This window comes from Pseudoduganella lutea (assembly GCF_004209755.1).
GTDB lineage: Bacteria > Pseudomonadota > Gammaproteobacteria > Burkholderiales > Burkholderiaceae_D > Rugamonas > Rugamonas lutea.
In genome coordinates this window covers 7031993-7051323 of sequence record NZ_CP035913.1, presented here as the reverse complement: position 1 = coordinate 7051323, position 19331 = coordinate 7031993, and the positions used below count along the sequence as shown (strand labels likewise).

16 protein-coding genes and 1 pseudogene are annotated in these 19331 nt (G+C 64.7%); 11 read left to right on the top strand and 6 right to left on the bottom strand.

Annotation, left to right across the window (positions count from 1 at the left end; all coding sequences use genetic code 11):
• Positions 1–45: 45 nt before the first annotated feature.
• From phaC to EWM63_RS29770, 9 genes and pseudogenes are all read left to right on the top strand, one after another.
• Positions 46–1755, top strand: a complete 1710-nt coding sequence (phaC, locus tag EWM63_RS29810; protein WP_130189755.1) for a class I poly(R)-hydroxyalkanoic acid synthase — start codon at positions 46–48, stop codon at positions 1753–1755.
• Positions 1756–2032: 277 nt separating this feature from the next.
• Positions 2033–2599, top strand: a complete 567-nt coding sequence (gene phaR / locus EWM63_RS29805; protein WP_130189754.1) for a polyhydroxyalkanoate synthesis repressor PhaR — start codon at positions 2033–2035, stop codon at positions 2597–2599.
• Between the two features lie 394 nt (positions 2600–2993).
• Entirely contained in the window at positions 2994–4262 is a 1269-nt protein-coding gene (locus EWM63_RS29800) for an ABC transporter substrate-binding protein (protein WP_229487585.1), read from the top strand.
• Positions 4263–4321: 59 nt separating this feature from the next.
• Positions 4322–5155, top strand: coding sequence for a carbohydrate ABC transporter permease (locus EWM63_RS29795; RefSeq protein ID WP_130190690.1), 834 nt, complete (start codon positions 4322–4324; stop codon positions 5153–5155).
• Positions 5152–6075, top strand: coding sequence for a carbohydrate ABC transporter permease (locus EWM63_RS29790; RefSeq protein ID WP_130189753.1), 924 nt, complete (start codon positions 5152–5154; stop codon positions 6073–6075). Before EWM63_RS29795 ends, EWM63_RS29790 begins: the two co-directional genes overlap by 4 nt.
• A gap of 2 nt (positions 6076–6077) precedes the next feature.
• Entirely contained in the window at positions 6078–7133 is a 1056-nt protein-coding gene (locus EWM63_RS29785) for an ABC transporter ATP-binding protein (RefSeq protein WP_130189752.1), read from the top strand.
• 254 nt (positions 7134–7387) lie between these two features.
• Positions 7388–8721: pseudogene (gene rimO / locus EWM63_RS29780) on the top strand (30S ribosomal protein S12 methylthiotransferase RimO).
• A 72-nt stretch (positions 8722–8793) separates the two neighbouring features.
• Complete coding sequence (locus tag EWM63_RS29775) at positions 8794–9966, top strand: cystathionine beta-lyase (protein WP_130189751.1); 1173 nt, start codon at positions 8794–8796, stop codon at positions 9964–9966.
• A 122-nt stretch (positions 9967–10088) separates the two neighbouring features.
• Positions 10089–11501 (top strand): cytochrome B6, encoded by a 1413-nt coding sequence (locus tag EWM63_RS29770; RefSeq protein WP_130189750.1) that lies wholly within the window; start codon positions 10089–10091, stop codon positions 11499–11501.
• Between the two features lie 43 nt (positions 11502–11544).
• Here the strand turns inward: EWM63_RS29770 and EWM63_RS29765 are convergent, their stop codons facing one another.
• The 4 genes from EWM63_RS29765 to EWM63_RS29750 form a co-directional block, all read right to left on the bottom strand.
• Positions 11545–11904 (bottom strand): DUF4870 family protein, encoded by a 360-nt coding sequence (locus EWM63_RS29765; RefSeq protein WP_130189749.1) that lies wholly within the window; start codon positions 11902–11904, stop codon positions 11545–11547.
• An 80-nt stretch (positions 11905–11984) separates the two neighbouring features.
• On the bottom strand, positions 11985–12332 hold the full coding sequence (locus tag EWM63_RS29760) for a GFA family protein (RefSeq protein WP_130189748.1): 348 nt from the start codon (positions 12330–12332) through the stop codon (positions 11985–11987).
• Positions 12333–12345: 13 nt separating this feature from the next.
• Positions 12346–12513, bottom strand: coding sequence for a hypothetical protein (locus tag EWM63_RS29755; RefSeq protein WP_229487584.1), 168 nt, complete (start codon positions 12511–12513; stop codon positions 12346–12348).
• Positions 12514–12586: 73 nt separating this feature from the next.
• Entirely contained in the window at positions 12587–12970 is a 384-nt protein-coding gene (locus EWM63_RS29750) for a c-type cytochrome (RefSeq protein WP_229487583.1), read from the bottom strand.
• 136 nt (positions 12971–13106) lie between these two features.
• Here EWM63_RS29750 and EWM63_RS29745 point away from each other — a divergent pair, with 136 nt between their 5' ends.
• Positions 13107–13604: a TspO/MBR family protein gene (locus EWM63_RS29745; protein ID WP_130189746.1), complete on the top strand. Its 498-nt coding sequence runs from the start codon at positions 13107–13109 to the stop codon at positions 13602–13604.
• 92 nt (positions 13605–13696) lie between these two features.
• The gene (locus EWM63_RS29740; protein ID WP_130189745.1) at positions 13697–14890 is read left to right on the top strand and encodes a CaiB/BaiF CoA transferase family protein; all 1194 of its coding nucleotides are present in this window, start codon (positions 13697–13699) and stop codon (positions 14888–14890) included.
• A 9-nt stretch (positions 14891–14899) separates the two neighbouring features.
• On the opposite strand, the gene serB is transcribed toward EWM63_RS29740, so the two are convergent.
• Positions 14900–15742: a phosphoserine phosphatase SerB gene (gene serB / locus EWM63_RS29735; protein WP_130189744.1), complete on the bottom strand. Its 843-nt coding sequence runs from the start codon at positions 15740–15742 to the stop codon at positions 14900–14902.
• A gap of 48 nt (positions 15743–15790) precedes the next feature.
• Positions 15791–19234: a transcription-repair coupling factor gene (gene mfd, locus EWM63_RS29730; protein WP_130189743.1), complete on the bottom strand. Its 3444-nt coding sequence runs from the start codon at positions 19232–19234 to the stop codon at positions 15791–15793.
• Positions 19235–19331 lie beyond the last annotated feature (97 nt).

The following is a 19331-nucleotide window of genomic DNA, read 5'->3' as shown; positions in this document are numbered from 1 at the left end:
CGGTAGTTTCGGTTGGAATCACAAACAATTCTCAATGGACTATACATGAATATGCCCGACGCGCAGACACTGGCCGGCTGGATGGACCCCAGCCAGTGGAAATCCTGGATGCCCAACCCTGACGCTTTGGCGAACATTCCCTTGCCCGGTGCCGCGCTGCTGCGCGAAGCCGGCGCCACGGTGAAGCCCGACGTCCTGGAAACCCTCAAGAACGAATACATGGCCGAGTTCGGAGCGCTGTGGCAGCAGCTCCTGGAAGGCAAGACGCCCGCGATCCGCGACCGGCGCTTCGCCAATCCGGCATGGACCGCCAATCCCGTGACCGCGTTCAGCGCGGCCGCTTACCTGTTGAACGCGAAATTCCTGCTGGCGATGGCGGACGCCGTCGAGGCATCGACGCAGCAAAAGCAGAAGATCCGTTTCGCCATCCAGCAGGTAGTGGATGCGATGTCGCCGGCGAACTTCCTGGCCACCAATCCCGAGGCGCAGCAGGCGCTGCTCGAATCGAAAGGCGAAAGCCTGACCCGCGGCCTGAAGAACATGCTGGCCGACATGCAGAAGGGCCAGATCTCGCTGTCCGACGACAAGGCGTTCGAAGTGGGCCGCAACCTGGCCACGACCGAAGGCGAGATCGTGCTGGAAACGCCGCTGTTCCAGCTGATCCAGTACAAGCCGCTGACGGACACCGTCCGGCAGCGGCCGCTGTTGATGGTGCCACCATGCATCAACAAGTACTACATCCTCGACCTGCAAGCAAGCAATTCGCTCGTGCGCTACGCGGTCGAGCAGGGCAATACCGTGTTCCTCGTTTCATGGCGCAATCCGGATGCGTCGCTGGCGAAAACGTCGTGGGACGACTACACCGAGCAGGGCGTGATCCGGGCGATCCACGCCGTGCAGGAGATCACAAACGAAGACACGCTGAACCTGTTCGGCTTCTGCGTGGGCGGCACGCTGCTGTCGACCGCGCTGGCCGTGCTGGCCGCGCGGGGCGAGCAACCGGCGGCCAGCCTCACGCTGCTGACGACGTTCCTGGACTTTTCCGATACCGGCGTGCTGAGCGTATTCATCGACGAACCGCAGGTGAAGTTGCGCGAGCAGGCGCTGGCCCACGGCGGCCTGATGCCGGGGCGTGACCTGGCCAGCACGTTCTCCAGCCTGCGTCCCAACGACCTCGTCTGGAACTACGTGCAGTCGAACTACCTGAAGGGCAACGACCCGGCCGCGTTCGACCTGCTGTACTGGAATTCCGATGCCACGAACCTGCCGGGGCCGATGTTCTGCTGGTACCTGCGCAACACGTACCTGGAGAACAAGCTGAAGGAGCCGGGCCGCCTGACGGTCGCCGGGGAAAAAGTCGACCTGACGGCGATCCACGCGCCTGCGTTCATCTACGGCTCGCGCGAAGACCATATCGTGCCCTGGACGTCCGCCTATGGTTCGATGAATATCCTGAACCCGGCGCAGCGCGAGGCCAACCGCTTCGTGCTGGGCGCTTCGGGCCATATTGCCGGCGTCATCAACCCGCCATCGAAGAACAAGCGCAGCTACTGGGTCAACGACGGGCGGCCCGAACAGGCGGAAGCGTGGATGGCCGATGCCGTCGAACACCCGGGCAGCTGGTGGCCGCTGTGGGCCGCGTTCCTGGCCGAGCATGGCGGCAAGGATGTCGAGGCGCGCGTGAAACTGGGCAGCGCGACCTACCAGCCGGTCGAGCCGGCGCCGGGGCGTTACGTCAAGGAAAAGGCGGTTTGAGTTCTGCCATCGTGCGAGCCTGCGGATCGCAGGCTTTCGTTGCAATGCACTAAGCCCCGTTCTTGCCCGGTTTCTGTCCCGTTTGTGCCAGTTCAATTCCTGCCGACTTGCCCGATTCATCACGGTTTCTCATAACGAGGCATACATTCCGTGAATCTTTCACTCTATAATAGGGTGAGCAGGGCTAGTGAAAGCGAACTCTACGTTCGCTTTTTTTTCGCGGCCTTTTTTTGAAGTTTATGAGGAATGCGCTGCGGCGCAAAAAACGGAACTTGTGATGAGTAGTGTAAAGAAAACTGCCGAACGCCTGATCAAGAAGTATCCCAACCGCCGACTCTACGATACGCAGACCAGTTCCTACATCACGCTGACCGACGTGAAGCAGCTTGTGCTGGACAACGAACCGTTCACCGTGGTGGATGCGAAATCGAACGAGGACCTGACGCGCAGCATCCTGTTGCAGATCATTCTCGAGGAAGAGGCCAGCGGCGTACCGATGTTTTCCACCGACGCGCTGTCGCAGATCATCCGCTACTACGGCCACGCGATGCAGGGCATGATGGGTTCCTACCTGGAAAAGAACATCCAGGCGTTCACCGACATCCAGCGCCGTCTCACCACCGGCGCCGTGAACTTCGACGGCAAGACGTTCAGCCCGGAGATGTGGACCCAGTTCATGAACGTGCAGGCGCCGATCATGCAGGGCATGATGAACAACTACATCGACCAGAGCAAGAGCCTGTTCGTGCAGATGCAGGAACAGATGCAAAACCAGAGCAAGAACCTGTTCGGCGCGTTCCCGTTCGCCGTGCCGCCGGTGACCACGCCCACCGACAAGAAATAAGCCGTTCGCGGCTGCGCCACCCGCAGCCGCATGTCGCGCACCGATGTGCCAACCCCGGGTGCCGGTACCCTGTCCAGGGCACCGCGCTGGCACCGGTTCTTTCGGCTGTGCTGCCCGTTCCCTTGCTCCACCACCTTTCTCGCGCATCGCTCCCGCGCAGCCTTTCCAGCATCTTTCTTGCCGCCTTCCTCATGCACGGTCTCACGGCCGCCCGTGTAATACGCCCATGATGCAGTTGACGCCGCTTTTACCGCACTGATAGTATGGATGTCGATGTGGAATCGATTCCATTCCACGCTGTGCTGGCGGCGATGGCAAAGCCTTCTACGGAGGAGGCCGTTTCACTTATCATAAGCGCATACCAATAAGGCACCACAGGTGCCACGGAGACAAGATGAGCAACGCTATGACAGGCGCGGCCGGCAGGGCGGTCGCCGTCGCGCTGGCGCTGGCGCTGGCCGTGCCCGCGCACGGCACGCCACCGGCGGCGCCGCTGAAGGCCACCGTCTCGCACTGGTGGACATCGGGTGGCGAGTCGGCGGCGATCCGCCAGTTTGCCGACGCCTTCACGCGCGCGGGTGGCCAGTGGATCGACCAGGCGGTGGCGGGCGCCGACCAGTCGCGCGCCTCCACGATCAACCGCATCGTCGGTGGCAATGCGCCCGTGGCGGCCCAGTTCAACACGTCGAAACAGTTTCGCGACATCGTCGACCAGGGCTTGCTGAACGATGTCGACGACGTGGCGGCGCGTGGCAACTGGGACCGCATCCTGCCGCAGACGATCATCGACGCCATCAAGATCAACGGCCACTATTACGCGGCGCCCGTGGACATCCACATGCCCGCCTGGTTCTTCTACTCGAAGGCGGCTTACGCGAAGGCCGGCATCAAGGCCGAGCCGGCATCGTTCGACGAATTCATGGGCCACCTCGACCGCTTGAAACGCGCTGGCCTGATACCGCTCGCATTCGGTGGCCAGGTATGGCAGGAGAAGATCCTTTTTGACGCCGTGTTCGCGCTCGTCGGCGGGCCGGACCTGTATCTCAGGATCTACCGCGACCGCGACGTGAAGGCCGTGCATTCGCCGGCGTTTCGCGACGTGCTCGTGAAATTCAAGCGGCTGCGGGCCTATACCGATCCCGGCGCGCCGGGACGCAACTGGAACGACGCCACGGCGCTGGTGGTGTCCGGCCGGGCCGGGGTGCAGATCATGGGCGACTGGGCCAAGGGCGAATTCACGACGGCCGGGCAGGTGGCCGGCCGCGAATTCGGCTGCTTCCCCGGCTTTGGCCCGAAGGCGCCCTATGTGGTGGCCGGCGACGCCTTTGTGTTCCCGAAAACAGGCAAGCCGCACGTGGTCAAGGCGCAGAAACTGCTCGCCACCGTGATGACGGCGCCGGGCCCCCAGGTGGAGTTCAGTGCCCGCAAGGGATCGATCCCGATCCGGCCGGATGTCGACGTATCGAAGCTGGACCTGTGCGCGCGCATGGGCATCGAGATCATGGCCGACAAGACGCGGCAGTTGCCGAACACGGAAATGCTGCTCGACCCGGACCTGAACGGCGCGCTGCAGGATGTGCTGACCAACTACTGGAACCGCAACGAGACGCCGGAACGGGCGCAGCAGGCATTCGCGCAGGCGATGAAGGACAACACGTGGTAGCGGCGCGGCGCCCGACACGGCTGGCCGTCAGCATTCCCGCCTACCTTGCGCTGGTGCCGATGGCGCTCGTCGCGCTCGGCGCCTATGTGCTGACGATGCTGTGGACGGCGCGCGTGTCGCTGTCCTCGGCGCGCATCTTCCCCACCGGCGATTTCGTGGGCCTTGGCCAGTACGAGCGCCTGTTCCGCAACGCGCGCTGGCTGCTGTCGCTGGAAAACCTGGCCGTCTACGGCGTGCTGTTCATTGCGCTCTGCCTCGTGCTCGGCTTCCTGCTGGCCGTATTCATCGACCAGCAGGTGGCGGGGGAGGGCATGCTGCGCACGATATTCCTGTACCCGTATGCGATGTCGTTCGTGGCCACGGGGCTCGTCTGGCAGTGGATCCTGAACCCCGGGCTCGGCATCCAGCAGGTGGCGCGGAACCTCGGCTTCGACGATTTCACGTTCGACTGGATCGTGCAGCAGGACACGGTGCTGTACACGATCGTGATCGCCACCGTGTGGCAGGCATCCGGGCTGGTGATGGCGCTGCTGCTGTCCGGCCTGCGCGGCATCGACGAGGAACTGTGGAAGGCCACGCGCATCGACGGCATCCCGAAATGGCGCGTCTACGTGTCGATCGTGCTGCCGATGCTGTGGCCATCCGTGTCCACGGCGCTGATCCTGCTGTTCGTGATGGTGGTGAAGCTGTTCGACGCGGTGGTGGCGATGACGCAGGGCGGCCCCGGCACGGCCAGCGAAGTGCCGGCGAAGTTCATCATGGATTACCTGTTCGGCCGCGCCAACGTGGGCCTGGCCTCGGCCGCGTCGATCGTGCTGCTGCTGACGGTGCTGGCGATCGTGGCGCCGCTGTACTATGCGCGCAGCCGGGCGCTGGAAAGGAGCCGGGCATGAAGCGCGACTGTGCAGTGGCTGTACTGCCGGCCGCGTCGTCATCCAGCGTCCGTGCCCGCCGCCGCAAGCCATGGGTCACGCCCGGGCGCCTCGGCATCTATGCGTTCCTGCTGACGGCGGCGCTGTTCTTCCTCGTGCCGCTGTACGTGATGCTCGTGACGTCCGTGAAACCGATGGCCGAAATCCGCCTCGGAAATATCTTCGCGCTGCCGCTCGCGCCCACGCTCGCGCCGTGGCACAACGCGTGGCAGGCGGCGTGCACGGGGCTGGAATGCGAAGGCATCCGTGGCGGCTTCTGGAATTCCGTGAAGATCACCGTGCCGAGCGTGCTGCTGTCGATCGCGCTGGGCGCCGTGAACGGTTATGCGCTGTCGTTCTGGCGGCCACGCGGTGCCAACATGCTGTTCGCGGTGCTGATGGTGGGCGCGTTCATCCCCGGCCAGGTGATGCTGTACCCGCTGGTGCGGGCGCTGGCGGCGCTGGACCTCTACAGCTCGGTGCCGGGCATCGTCATCGTGCATGTGATCTTCGGCATGCCGATGATGACGCTGCTGTTCCGGAACTACTATGCATCGCTGCCGCAGGAGCTGTTCAAGGCGGCGCGCATCGACGGCGGCGGCTTCTGGCGCATCTTTTTCGAACTGATGCTGCCGATGTCGCTGCCGGTGATCGTCGTCGCCGCGATCATGCAGGTGACGAACATCTGGAACGATTTCCTGCTGGGCCTCGTCTTTGCCGGGTCGGACAACCTGCCGATGACGGTCCAGCTGAACAACATCATCAACACCACCACCGGCGAGCGGCAGTACAACGTGAACATGGCGGCCACGCTGCTCACGTCGCTGGTGCCGCTGGCGCTGTATTTCTTCTCCGGCCGCTGGTTTGTGCGCGGCATCGCCAACGGCGCAGTGAAAGGGTAGTCATGGCCAGTGTATCCATCCGCGACCTGCGCATTGAAATGGGCGCGAATACCATCATCGACGCCCTGGACCTCGACGTGCGGGCCGGCGAGTTCATCGTGCTGCTGGGGCCATCGGGCTGCGGCAAGTCGACGCTGTTGCACAGTATCGCGGGGCTGAACGACGCGGCCGCCGGCAGCATCCGTATCGGCGGGCATGACATGACCTATGCCGACCCGAAGGACCGCGGCATCGCGCTCGTGTTCCAGTCGTATGCGCTGTATCCAACGATGAACGTGGAAGCGAACATGTCGTTCGGCCTGCGCATCAACGGCACGCCGAAGGCGGAGATCGCGCGGCGGGTGGCGCGCGCGGCCGAAATGCTGCAACTGGAACCGCTGTTGCGGCGCAAGCCCGGGCAACTGTCGGGCGGACAGCGCCAGCGCGTGGCGATCGGCCGCGCGATCGTGCGCGAGGCCGACGTGTTCCTGTTCGACGAACCGCTGTCGAACCTGGACGCCAAGCTGCGCACCGAACTGCGGCGCGAACTGAAACACCTGCACGGGCGGCTGGGCGCCACGATGATCTACGTGACGCACGACCAGGTCGAGGCGATGACGCTGGCCGATCGCATGGCCGTGATGCAGGGCGGGGCGATCCAGCAGTTCGACACGCCGGATGCGATCTACCGCGCACCGGAAAACCTGTTCGTCGCCACCTTCCTCGGCTCCCCGGGCATGAACCTGTTCGACGGCCAGCTCGACACCACCAGCGGCATCGCCTTCCGCAACGAGCACCTCGCGCTCGACGTGTCGGGCTACCCGTTCCGCCAGCCGCCCGTGCACGGCCAGCGCGTCGTGCTGGGCGTGCGGCCGGAAGATGTCGACGTCCGCCCGGACGGCCCCTGCCGGGCACCCGTCACGCTGGTCGAGGCGATGGGCGCCCACCGGGTGCTGTGGCACCGCTTCCACGGCCGGGAAGTGGCCGCCATCGTCCCCGACGACCGCCCCGGCGGCGCCTTCGCGCTGCGGCCGGACAAGGTATCGCTGTTCGACGCTGCCACCACTACTCGGCTCTGACCTGAATCCGGAAACATGAAACTGGGGACAGACCCTGGTTTTCAGGAAATTTCCTGGAAACCAGGGTCTGTCCCCAGTTTTTGTTTTGAGAAAGTATGACTGTCGCCGACTTGTGCATTCAGGTAAAATAATCGATTGGTCCGAACTTTCGTTGACACTTGAACATGCAATCTCAGCCACTTTCCCGTCTTACCAAGCCCGCCGATGGAACGCCAGCACCTGGTTCGCCAGCACAAGGTTCGGCACCACCCAAGGTGGGCTTTGTCTCGCTCGGCTGCCCGAAGGCGCTCGTCGATTCCGAACAGATCCTGACCCAGCTGCGCGCGGAAGGGTACGAGACCGCCAAGTCGTACGCGGGCGCCGATCTCGTCATCGTCAACACGTGCGGCTTCATCGATGCGGCCGTGCAGGAATCGCTCGATGCGATCGGCGAGGCGCTGGCCGAGAACGGCAAGGTCATCGTCACCGGCTGCCTCGGTGCGAAGAAGGATGCCGACGGCAGTGACCTGATCCAGAAGGTGCACCCGAAGGTGCTGGCCGTGACCGGCCCGCACGCCGTGGGCGAAGTCATGTCGCAAGTGCACACGCACCTGCCGAAACCGCACGAGCCGTTCATCGACCTCGTGCCGCCGCAGGGCGTGAAGCTCACGCCGAAGCACTACGCCTACCTGAAGATCTCGGAAGGCTGCAACCACCGCTGCTCGTTCTGCATCATCCCGTCGATGCGCGGCGACCTCGTGTCGCGCCCGATCGGCGAGCTGATGATGGAAGCGGAAAACCTGTTCAAGGCCGGCGTCAAGGAACTGCTGGTGATCTCGCAGGACACGTCGGCCTATGGCATCGACGTGAAGTTCCGCTCCGGCTTCTGGAACGGCCGCCCGGTCAAGACGCACATGACGCAACTGACCGACGCGCTGGGTCAGCTGGCGAAGCAGTACGGTGCCTGGGTGCGCCTGCACTACGTGTACCCGTACCCGCACGTGGACGAAATCATCCCGATGATGAGCGGCGGCCATGTGCTGCCTTACCTCGACATCCCGATGCAGCACGCCCATCCTGAAGTGCTCAAGCGCATGAAGCGCCCGGCGTCCGGCGAAAAGAACCTGGAGCGCATCCTGAAATGGCGCCAGATGAACCCGGACCTGACGATCCGCTCCACGTTCATCGCTGGCTTCCCCGGCGAAACGGAAGCCGAGTTCGAATACCTGCTGGACTTCCTGAAGGAAGCGCAGATCGACCGCCTCGGCTGCTTCGCGTATTCGCCGGTGGAAGGTGCGACCGCCAACGACATCGCCAATCCGGTGCCGGCCGAACTGCGCGAAGAGCGCCGCGGCCGCGTGATGCTGCTGCAGGAAGAGATCTCCAAGGCGCGCCTGAAGGCCAAGGTCGGCAAGACCATCAAGGTGCTGGTCGACGAGCTGACCCCGTCCGGTGCGATCGGCCGCTCGGCTGCCGATGCCCCGAGATCGACGGTGTCGTGCACGTGAAGAAGCCGTTCGATCCGCACAAGAAGCTGGCCGTGGGCCAGTTCTTCGACGTCGAGATCACGCGCTCCGACGCGCATGACTTATGGGGCGAGGCGCAGTAAGGCGCGTCACGGCTACAATACAAGGCGGACCATGATGGTCCGCCTTTTTTATTTCGCGCAGTGTTGACGAACATGACGACCAAAAAATCCCCGCAGACCTCGCTGATCCACTCCGACTACACCCCGCCCGCCGGCTTCGGCGCCTTCCCGCCGGCCATCCACCACGCGTCGACCGTGCTGTTCCCGAACGTGGCCGCGCTGCGCTCGGGCGACTGGAAGGACAAGAGTGCCTATACCTACGGCCTGCACGGCACGCCGACCACGTTCACGCTGGAGGCGCGGCTTGCGGAAATCGAAGGCGGCAGCGACTGCCTGCTGGCGCCGTCAGGGCTGGCGGCGATCGCGATGGTCGACTTCGCGCTGCTGAAGACGGGCGACGACATCCTCCTTCCAGACAACATCTACAACCCGAACCGCGTGCTGGGCAACTGGCTGCAGGACACGATGGGCATCACGGCGCGCTACTACGATCCGCTCATCGGTGCCGGCATCGCCCAGCTGATCCGGCCGAACACGCGGCTCATCTGGGCCGAGGCACCCGGCTCGGTATCAATGGAAGTGCCGGACCTGCCAGCCATCTGCGCCGCCGCGAAAGACAAGGGCGTCGTGGTTGCCCTGGACAACACGTGGTCGGCCGGCATCGCGCTTCGGGCATTCGACCTGGGCGTCGACATCGTCGTACAGGCGCTGACGAAGTACCAGTCCGGCGGCGCCGACGTGCTGATGGGCGCCGTCATCACACAGGACAAGTCTCTCCACGACAGGTTGGCGCTGTCGCACATGCGGCTCGGCTACGGTGTCGGCGCCGACGATGCCTACCTCGTGATGCGCGGCCTGCCGACGCTGAAACTGCGCTTCGATGCGCACGACGCCGGCGCACGCAAGGTCGCCGCCTGGCTGAAGGCGCGGCCCGAGATCACGAAGGTACTGCATCCGGCCTTCGAGGATTGTCCGGGACACGACACGTGGAAGCGCGACTTCACTGGCGCTGGCGGCTTGTTCTCGGTGCTGTTCGACGCGCGCTACTCGGAGGAACAGACCGACCGCTTTGTCGATGCCCTGAAGCTCTTCAAGATCGGCTTCAGCTGGGGTGGCCCGAACAGCCTGTGCGTGCCGTATCGCATCCAGGCCATGCGCCGCGGCTGGCCCGATGCCGGCATCCTCGTGCGCTTCAACATCGGCCTCGAAGACCCGGACGACCTGATTGCCGATATCGAGGCGGCGCTAGCGTTGCTGCAGTCTTAGTCGCTGCCTATCCGGCCGATCAATCAATACAATCGAGTCCGGCCTTTCAATACATGACTCCGGCTGCTTTAATGAAGGGAGAAGTCTTGCCAGCCCTTCATCAATAACGACAAGGAAGAGTCATGAAAGCTTCGACGGTGTTTGCCAGGACCGCGGTCGCCGCCGCGTTCGCCGTATCCCCGGCGCTGGTGTGGACGCAGGACGGCAAGCCCAAGCCGCCGCCGCAAACGCCCACGAGCTACATGAAGGTCGACATCACGGAGCCGTTCCAGGTCACGATGGACCGGATGAAGGCGGCCCGGCCCGCGATCGAGCGCCGCCAGCAGGAATTGCTGGCGCAGCGCTACGACCTGGCGAACCGTCCCGCGCAAGGCGTGACGATGTTCCGCGGGAAGCCGGTGCAGGAGGGCGTGCGCGTGAAGCTGCCCAGGGGCGTCACGTGGCAGCAACTGGCCGGCATGAGCCCCGACGACGTGAAGGCGAAAGGCCTGTACCCGGCCGGCTTCCTGCCGCTGTCGCACCCGAACCATCCGGAAGGCGGCATGCTGTTCCCGCAGTTCCACATCGACGAGATCCTGCGCCAGGAACGGCGCGACCTGAACCGCTTCGACCTGTCGTTCGACCTGCCCGATCACATCCTGCCGGAGTTTCCGGCACCGATCTTTTTGACCACGCACCCTGAGATGGGCGACGTGTCGAAGGGCCGGCTGCTGACGATCGATAACTACTACGAACTCTTCAACGGGCTGCTGAACCCGAAGCAGATCGAGGGCCTGCGCCTGCTGCTCACGCCCTTCCCGCAGCAGCAGTTCAACCAGACGGAAGACCGGCGCTCGGCGCGGCCCAGCATGGGCGTATCGTGCTTCGACTGCCACTCGAATGGCCATACGAATGGCTCCACGCACCTGGTCGGCGATATCCGCCCGCAGGAACTGCGACACCGCATCGAAACGCCCACCTTGCGTGGCCTGAACGTGCAGCGCCTGTTCGGTTCCCAGCGGGCGCTGAAGACCGTCGAGGATTTCACCCAGTTCGAACAGCGTGCCGCGTACTTCGACGGCGATCCGGTGATCGCCACGAAGAAGGGTGTCAATGTGCTCGAGCGGGGCAGCCAGGTGCATTTCATGGCCGAGTTCCAGGCGCTGATGGACTTTCCGCCGGCGCCGAAGCTGAACGTGCTGGGCAAGCTCGATCCGAAAAAGGCCAGCGCGCAGGAGTTGCGCGGCGAGGCGGTCTTCAACGGCAAGGGCCAGTGCGTGACGTGCCATGCGGCGCCGTACTACACGGACAACCTGATGCATGACCTGAAGACGGAGCGGTTCTATAAGACGCAAATGGTGAACGGCATGAAGGCGGTCGGCGATGGCAAGATCAAGACCTTCCCGCTGCGCGGCATCAAGGAGTCGCCACCGTACCTGCACGATGGCCGGCTGATCACGCTGGAAGATACGGTGGAATTCTTCAACCTCGTGCTGGAGACAAAGCTGACGGACGGCGAGAAGGCCGACCTGGTGGCGTTCCTGCGGGTCCTGTAGGGCCGACGGGTGCCGGGCCAGGGCGCGGCCCGGCACCGGCGTATCAGGGAATCGGTTCGTTATTGTTCAGTGCAATGAAGCCCCGGATGATCCGGTAGGCCTTCCAGAGCCACGCGCCAAGGAACGGTATCCACGCGACCAGGATGCCGATGAAGGTGAACACCAGCATCCAGCCCACGACCACCCACACCACGTACCACCAGAACGAGCGGATCTGCCAGTCGTGGTGGGTGTGCACGAACGTGCCCGCGGCTTCGGGCCGCTTCACGTAGTTGAAGATCAGCGGAATGAACGACAGCGTGCCAAGCGTGAACAGCAGGCACACCCCATGCGCGATGTACAGCCCCTGCGCCCAGCTTTTGGCCGAGTCGGTGCGGGGATCGTGAACCAGGTCCTGGACCATTTGCACTCCCTGTCTTGAAATGAAAGGAAGGCCCAGTCTATAGCAAATTTGCCAAGCCCGGTGTCCGGATACCGCCCAGCTCAGTGGCTGCGACCGTCATAGTGCTGCACCGGAATGGCGTCGAGATCGATGCCGTCGATGCAGCGCAGATTCACCGCGGCCATCGCATTCCCAGCCGGATCGACGCCTTCACCATACGGATGGATGCCGCAGGCGGGGCAGAAGCGGTGCTTGATCACGTGTTTGTTGAACATGTACGTGGCTGCGTTCTCTTCCGGCGTGGCCAGCGCGAGGCGGGCGCGCGGCACGAACCACAGCAGCGAGCCGCGGCGCTGGCACATCGAGCAGTTGCACGACAATGCGCCGTCGATCGCGCCCTCGACTTCGAACGCCACGTTGCCGCAGTGGCAGCTTCCCTTGTACAGCATGGTTCCTCCGGGTTCAGGATTGATCGCTGCCGGCATACTCCGCGGCAGCCTTGGCGGACCACATCGCTTCCTTCTGCGAGGGGTACGGTTCATCGTAGCCTTCGATGCTGCCGTCGTCGCCGATGAACCACAGCGTCCAGCCGCCTTCGACCTGCTGGATGGCGATGTCGCCGGGCGGCAAAGGGTACCGGGTTCCTCGCCGGCGTCGAGGGTGACGATGCGTGTGCGGCGGTGCGTGATCGTGGTGGACATGGCTATTGGTATTGGCGCAAGTAGGCAAGCAGGTTGGCGATCTTGCGCTCGTCGGAAAAGCCCCACAAGCGCATCTTCGTTCCCGGCACGACGTCGTCCGGGTCGCGCAGGAACGCGGCCAGGGTCTTGTCGTTCCAGATGACCGGCGATTTCTTCATCGCGGCGGAATAGGCATATTGCATGGCACCGGCCCGGCGGCCGAACAGGCCGTTCAGGTGCGGGCCGAATGCGTTGCGGGCCCCGGGGCCCACCTGGTGGCACGAGGCGCATACCCGGAAGGCGGCCGCGCCGGCCTTCGGGTCGCCGACCACGGTGCTGGCAGGCGCGCTGGCAGCCGCTTTTGCAGCGGCGTTGGCATGCGCGGTGGGGTGAATGGCGAGCAGCATCGGTATCAGCAGCGTTAAAGTCAAGGCAGGCCCGGATCGTCTCATGCGCCGATTATAGACCCGTCGCGGCCGCTCGTGCGCCGTCCACCGGGCGCGCCTGCTACAGTTGGCATTCCTCCAACAATGCGCTTGCTTCATGGACACTCGCCGTCTCGCCGACAACGTCAAACACCTCGCCGGCTGGCTGCTGGTCACCTTCGCCGCCGCGGCGCTCGGCGCCTGGGCATCGCAGGACGCGCCGCAGTTCTATGCGCAGCTGAACAAGCCCGATTGGGCGCCGCCAGCGGGCGTGTTCGGGCCCGTGTGGACGGTGCTGTACCTGATGATGGCGCTTGCCGCCTTCCTGGTCTGGCGCACGCGCGGGTTTTCCACGGCGCCGCGCACCCTCTGGCTCTATCTCGTGCAACTGGCCGCGAATGCGCTGTGGAGCTGGCTGTTCTTCGGCTGGCACCTGGGTGCCGCCGCGTTCGCCGAAGTGCTCATCCTGTGGGCGCTGGTGCTGGCCACCACGGTCGCGTTCTGGAAGGCGCGCCGTATCGCCGGCCTGATGCTGCTGCCCTACCTGGCATGGGTCACGTTCGCCAGCGCGCTTACATTCGCCTGCTGGCAGCGCAATCATCACCTGCTGGGTTAAGAAAGCGCTGTTTATTCGACCGCTTCCCTGGACGGCAGCCCCGCGCTTGTCTATGCTCCCCGGATTCATCGGATTGCATTGGAGGAGGCACTATGAGCGGACCACTTGCTGGCATCAAGGTCATTGAAATCGGCGCGTTGATCGCGGCGCCGTTCGCGGCGCGGCTGATGGCCGAATTCGGCGCCGACGTCATCAAGGTCGAGGCGCCCGGCGACGGCGACCCGATCCGCAAATGGCGCAAGCTGCACAACGGCACGTCGCTGTGGTGGTATCTGCAGTCGCGCAACAAGCGCTCGATCGCGCTGAACCTGAAGAGCGCGGACGGCATCGCCATCGTCAAGCGCCTGCTCGAGGATGCCGACGTCCTCATCGAGAACATGAAGCCGGGCGCGCTGGAAAAGCTGGGCCTGGGCTGGGACGTGCTGCACGCGCTGAATCCAAAGCTGACGATGGTGCGCATCTCCGGCTATGGCCAGACGGGACCTTACAAGGACCGGCCGGGCTTCGGCGCCATCGGCGAGGCGATGGGCGGCATCCGCTATACCACCGGCGAGGCGGGCGGCGTGCCGGCCCGCGTGGGCGTCAGCCTGGGCGATTCGCTGGCATCGCTGCACGCGGTGATGGGGGCGCTGATGTCGGTGCTGCGCGTGAAGACGGGGCAGGGCGATGGCCAGGTCGTCGACGTGTCGCTCGTCGAAAGCGTGTTCAACCTGATGGAAAGCCTTGTGCCGGAATACGATCTGCTGGGCCATGTGCGCGAGCGCAGCGGCGGCGCGCTGCCGGGCATTGCGCCATCGAACACCTACCCCACGCGCGACGGTGCCTATGTCGTCATCGCCGGCAACAGCAACCCGATCTACAAGCGCCTGATGGCCGTGATCGGCCGGCAGGACCTGGCCGACGACCCGCAGTTCGCGCAGAACGACGGCCGCGCCGCGCAAGCCGCGCTGATCGACGCCGCGATCGCCGGCTGGACGTCGCGCCACCCGATCGAGCACGTGCTGGCGGAGCTGGAGGCGGCCGACGTGCCGGCCGGCCGCATCTATTCGGTGGCCGACATCGTCGCCGACCCGCACTACCAGGCGCGCGACATGATCCTGCGCCACACGCTGCCCGATGGTGTCGAGGTGGCGATGCCGGGCATCGTGCCGAAACTGTCGGATACGCCGGGCGCGGTGCGCTGGCAGGGGCCGGCACTGGGCGAACATACCGATGCCGTGCTGGCGCAGCTGGGCATGACGGCGGCCGATATCGCCCGGCTGCGCGCGGACGGCGCGGTGCAGTAGAGAGGCAGCTCAGTTCAGCAGATTCAGGATGCCGTCCAGCCCGACGAAGTTGAGCGCCACGGTGGCCTGTTCGCGCACGACCGGCTTGGCGCGGAACGCCACCGACATGCCGGCGATGCCCATCATCTTGAGGTCATTGGCGCCATCGCCCATCACGATGGCCTGGTCCGGCGTGATGCTCAGCGTGGCGCACACCTGTTCGACGGTGGCGCGCTTGGCTTCGGCGTCGACGATGTCGCCCACCACCTTGCCGGTCAGCTTGCCTTCGACGATCTCAAGTTCATTCGCGCGCGTGAAGTCCAGGCCGAGGCGTGCTTTCAGCCGGTCGGTGAAATAGGTGAAGCCGCCGGACACGAGCAGCGTTTTCAGGCCGGCCGCCTGCACGGCCTGCAGCATGCGCTCGGCGCCGGGCGACAGGCGCAGGCGCTCTTCATACACGCGTTCCAGCGCGGAGGCCTCGAGCCCTTCGAGCAGGGCGACGCGCCGGCGCAGGCTTTCGGAAAAATCCAGTTCGCCGCGCATGGCCGCCTCGGTGATCGCGGCCACCTGCGGTTTCAGGCCCTGCATGTCGGCGATCTCGTCGATGCATTCGATGGTGATCAGCGTGGAATCCATGTCCATCGCCACCAGCCGGTAGTCGGCCAGTTGCTGGGAACCCATCATGTAGGTGGCATCCAGCTCGGCCGCATGGGCGGCCACCTCGATGGTCTGGCGCAGCGCCGGCGAGAAACTGATGCCTTCGCAGCGCAGGGCCGTATCGCTGATGCGCACGGTGCGCTGCGGGGCCGCCAGCGCGGCGATGCGCTCCAGGCGTGGCTGGCAATCGTCCAGGCCCTGCAGGACGAGGTTCATGGTCATGTCTTGTACTTGATTCATCTGCTTAATTCGTCAGGCGTGGCATCACGCGGAAGTCAGTTGTTTGATGGCGGTCTTGATCTGCGCGACGCGTGCGGCCAGGTCGGGCATGCTCGCGGTGATCTTCAGTTTGTCCTGCCCGTTCAGCTTGATGTGCTTGTGCTTCTGGATCAGGGTGATGATGCGCATCGGGTCGATGGGCGGTTGTGGCATGAATTGCAGGTTCGCTGCTTCACCATGGGCATCGATTTTAACAATGCCGACGGTCTTTGCGGCAATCCGCAGCCGGTGCGTTTCGATCAGCGCCTTCGTCGGTTCGGGCAATTTGCCAAAACGGTCGATCAGTTCTTCCTGCAGGCCGTCGATCGCTTCCTGCGAGGTGCAGTTGGCCAGGCGCTTGTAGATCGACAGGCGCTCGTGCACGTCGCCGCAGAAATCGGCCGGCAGCAGCGCCGGCACGTGCAGGTTGATCTCGGTGGTGGTGGACAGCGGCGCTGCCAGGTCCGGCTCCTTGCCGGCCTTCAGCGCGCGCACGGCTTCGTTCAGCATGTCGGTGTACAGCTGGAAGCCCACTTCGAGCATTTCGCCGGACTGGCTTTCGCCCAACACCTCGCCTGCGCCGCGGATTTCCAGGTCGTGCATGGCCAGGTAGAAGCCGCTGCCCAGTTCTTCCATCTGCTGGATCGCGTCGAGCCGGCGCTGCGCCTGCTTCGACAGCGATTGCAGGTCGCTCACCAGCAGGTAGGCATACGCCTGGTGGTGCGAGCGGCCCACGCGCCCGCGCAGCTGGTGCAGCTGGGCCAGGCCGAACTTGTCGGCGCGGTGCATGATGATCGTGTTCGCCGTGGGCACGTCGATGCCGGTCTCGATGATCGTCGTGCACAGCAGGATGTTGTAGCGCTGCGCCACGAAGTCGCGCATCACCTTTTCCAGGTCGCGCTCGTGCATCTGGCCGTGGGCGACGGCGATGCGCGCCTCCGGCACCAGCTCGACGAGCTGCGCCAGCCGGTTCTGGATCGTTTCCACCTCGTTGTGCAAAAAGTACACCTGGCCGCCGCGCTTGAGTTCGCGCAGGATCGCTTCGCGGATGATCGAGCCATCCTCGCTGCGCACGAAGGTCTTGATGGCGAGGCGCTTCTGCGGCGCCGTGGCGATCACGGAAAAGTCGCGCAGGCCTTCGAGCGCCATGCCCAGCGTGCGCGGGATCGGCGTGGCGGTCAATGTCAGCACGTCCACTTCGGCGCGCAGCGATTTCAATGCTTCCTTCTGGCGCACGCCGAAGCGGTGTTCCTCGTCGATGATGACGAGACCCAGTCGCGTGAAGTTCACGTCGCTCGACAGCAGCTTGTGCGTGCCGATCACGATATCGAGCGTGCCGTCGGCCATGCCTTTCATGGCGCTGGCGATTTCCTTGCCGGTGCGGAAGCGCGACATTTCCGCGATCTTCACGGGCCAGTCGGCGAAGCGGTCGGCGAACGTTTGCGCGTGCTGTTCGGCCAGCAGCGTGGTGGGTGCCAGGATCGCCACCTGCTTGCCGCCCATGACGGCGATGAAGGCGGCGCGCAGTGCGACCTCGGTCTTGCCGAAGCCCACGTCGCCGCACACGAGCCGGTCCATCGGCTTGCCCGACGTCATGTCGCGGATCACGTTCAGGATGGCCGCGGCCTGGTCGGGCGTTTCATCGAAGCCGAAGCTCTCGGCGAAACGCTCGTAGTCGTGCGACGAATATTCGAATGCGTGGCCCTGCCGCGCGGCGCGGCGCGCATACAGGTTCAGCAGCTCGGCGGCCGTGTCGCGCACCTGCTCGGCTGCCTTGCGCTTGGCCTTGTCCCACTGGCCCGAGCCCAGCGCGTGCAGCGGCGCATCTTCCGGCGCACCGCCCGAGTAGCGGGAAATCACGTGCAGCTGCGACACGGGCACGTACAGCTTCGTGTCCTTGGCGTATTCTAGGTGCAGGAATTCCGTCTCGCCTTCGCCCAGGTCCATGCTCACCAGGCCCATGTAGCGGCCGATGCCGTGGTTGATGTGCACCACCGGGTCGCCGATCTTCAGCTCGGACAGGTCGCGCACCATCGATTCGACCTGCGTGACGGCTTCCTGCTTTTTCTTGCCGACGCGCCGGCCCGAGCCGGCATAGATCTCGGTTTCGGTGATGAATACCAGGGTCTCGTCGCCAGCATGGAGCTCGAAGCCGGCCTGCAGCGGCGCCACGCCCAGCACGATGCGGTCGTGCGAAGCCAGGAAGCCGCCGAAGCCGTCGACGAGGGCCGGGTGCAGGTCGAACTCGGCGAAGTACTGCTGCAGCGTTTCGCGGCGGCCCGCCGAGTCGGCGCAGATCATCACGCGCAGGTCCGGGCGCAGCACGTAGGCGCGCAGGTTCGTCAGCGGATCGTCCTGGTGGCGGTTGACAGCGATGTTCGGGATCGGGGCCGATAGTTCGGAAGGCTCGCCATCGAGGCTCTTGCCGATCGTGATGCGGGCATGCTGCTTGGCGCACGTGAAGAACGCCTCGTCGCGCAGGAAGATCGCCTCGGGCGGCAGGATCGGGCGTTCGCGGTCCGCCTTCAGGAATTTGTAGCGGCTCTCGGTGTCGGCCCAGAAGCGGCGGATCGCGCCATCGATGTCGCCGACGAGCGCCAGCGCGGCGCCTTCGGGCAGGTAATCGAACAGCGTGGAAGTATCTTCGAAGAACAGCGGCAGGTAGTATTCGATGCCGGCCGAGGCGATGCCGCTCTTGATGTCCTTGTAGACGACGGCGCGCGAAGGATCGCCTTCGAACGTTTCGCGCCAGCGGCTGCGGAACGTGGTGCGCGCCGCCTCGTCCATCGGGAATTCGCGGCCCGGCAGCAGCCGCACCTCGTTGACCGGATACAGCGAACGCTGCGTGTCGGCGTCGAACGTGCGGATCGTTTCGATGGTATCGCCGAACAGGTCGAGGCGGTATGGCAGCGCGGACCCCATCGGGAACAGGTCGATCAGGCCGCCGCGCACCGAGTATTCGCCAGGCGACATCACCTGCGTCACGTGGGTGTAGCCGGCCAGCGTCAGTTGCGCCTTCAGCTTCGCCTCGTCGAGCGACTCGCCCTTCTTGAAGAAGAACGTGTAGGCGGCCAGGAACGATGGCGGCGCCATGCGCACGAGCGCCGACGTTGCCGGCACCAGCATCACGTCGCACTCGCCGCTGCGGATTTCGTGCAGCGTGGCCAGGCGCTCGGAAACCAGGTCCTGGTGCGGCGAGAACGCGTCGTACGGCAGCGTTTCCCAGTCCGGCAGCAGGTGACAGCGCAGGGCGGGGGCGAACCACGGGATCTCGTCCAGCAGCCGCTGGCCGTCGCTGGCCTGCGCCACCACGATGGCCAGCATGCGGCCCTGGCTCTTCAGTTGCAGCGCCGCCTGTGCCAGCGCATAGGAATCGGCGGAACCGTACAGCGCGGGCAGCGCGAAGCGGTTGCCGGGTTTGGGAAGTGCTCGTGTGAAGTCGAAGGGCATGCGGCAGGAAGGCTGACGTGACTGCGGACTGATAAGGCTGACCGGGAAGCCGCTGGGCGGCAAGGCAACATTATAGTCGAAGCATCTTCCCGCCGTC

Bases quoted from the DNA above. Each gene is read 5' to 3' on its own strand.
- EWM63_RS29770 (WP_130189750.1), top strand. From the start codon at position 10,089: ATGAAAGCTTCGACGGTGTTTGCCAGGACCGCGGTCGCCGCCGCGTTC.
- EWM63_RS29745 (WP_130189746.1), top strand. From the start codon at position 13,107: ATGGACACTCGCCGTCTCGCCGACAACGTCAAACACCTCGCCGGCTGG.
- EWM63_RS29765 (WP_130189749.1), bottom strand. From the start codon at position 11,904: ATGGTCCAGGACCTGGTTCACGATCCCCGCACCGACTCGGCCAAAAGC.
- EWM63_RS29740 (WP_130189745.1), top strand. From the start codon at position 13,697: ATGAGCGGACCACTTGCTGGCATCAAGGTCATTGAAATCGGCGCGTTG.
- EWM63_RS29795 (WP_130190690.1), top strand. From the start codon at position 4,322: ATGGCGCTCGTCGCGCTCGGCGCCTATGTGCTGACGATGCTGTGGACG.
- EWM63_RS29775 (WP_130189751.1), top strand. From the start codon at position 8,794: ATGACGACCAAAAAATCCCCGCAGACCTCGCTGATCCACTCCGACTAC.
- EWM63_RS29800 (WP_229487585.1), top strand. From the start codon at position 2,994: ATGAGCAACGCTATGACAGGCGCGGCCGGCAGGGCGGTCGCCGTCGCG.
- EWM63_RS29790 (WP_130189753.1), top strand. From the start codon at position 5,152: ATGAAGCGCGACTGTGCAGTGGCTGTACTGCCGGCCGCGTCGTCATCC.
- serB (WP_130189744.1), bottom strand. From the start codon at position 15,742: ATGAACCTCGTCCTGCAGGGCCTGGACGATTGCCAGCCACGCCTGGAG.
- EWM63_RS29785 (WP_130189752.1), top strand. From the start codon at position 6,078: ATGGCCAGTGTATCCATCCGCGACCTGCGCATTGAAATGGGCGCGAAT.
- phaR (WP_130189754.1), top strand. From the start codon at position 2,033: ATGAGTAGTGTAAAGAAAACTGCCGAACGCCTGATCAAGAAGTATCCC.
- phaC (WP_130189755.1), top strand. From the start codon at position 46: ATGAATATGCCCGACGCGCAGACACTGGCCGGCTGGATGGACCCCAGC.
- EWM63_RS29750 (WP_229487583.1), bottom strand. From the start codon at position 12,970: ATGCTGCTCGCCATTCACCCCACCGCGCATGCCAACGCCGCTGCAAAA.
- mfd (WP_130189743.1), bottom strand. From the start codon at position 19,234: ATGCCCTTCGACTTCACACGAGCACTTCCCAAACCCGGCAACCGCTTC.
- EWM63_RS29760 (WP_130189748.1), bottom strand. From the start codon at position 12,332: ATGCTGTACAAGGGAAGCTGCCACTGCGGCAACGTGGCGTTCGAAGTC.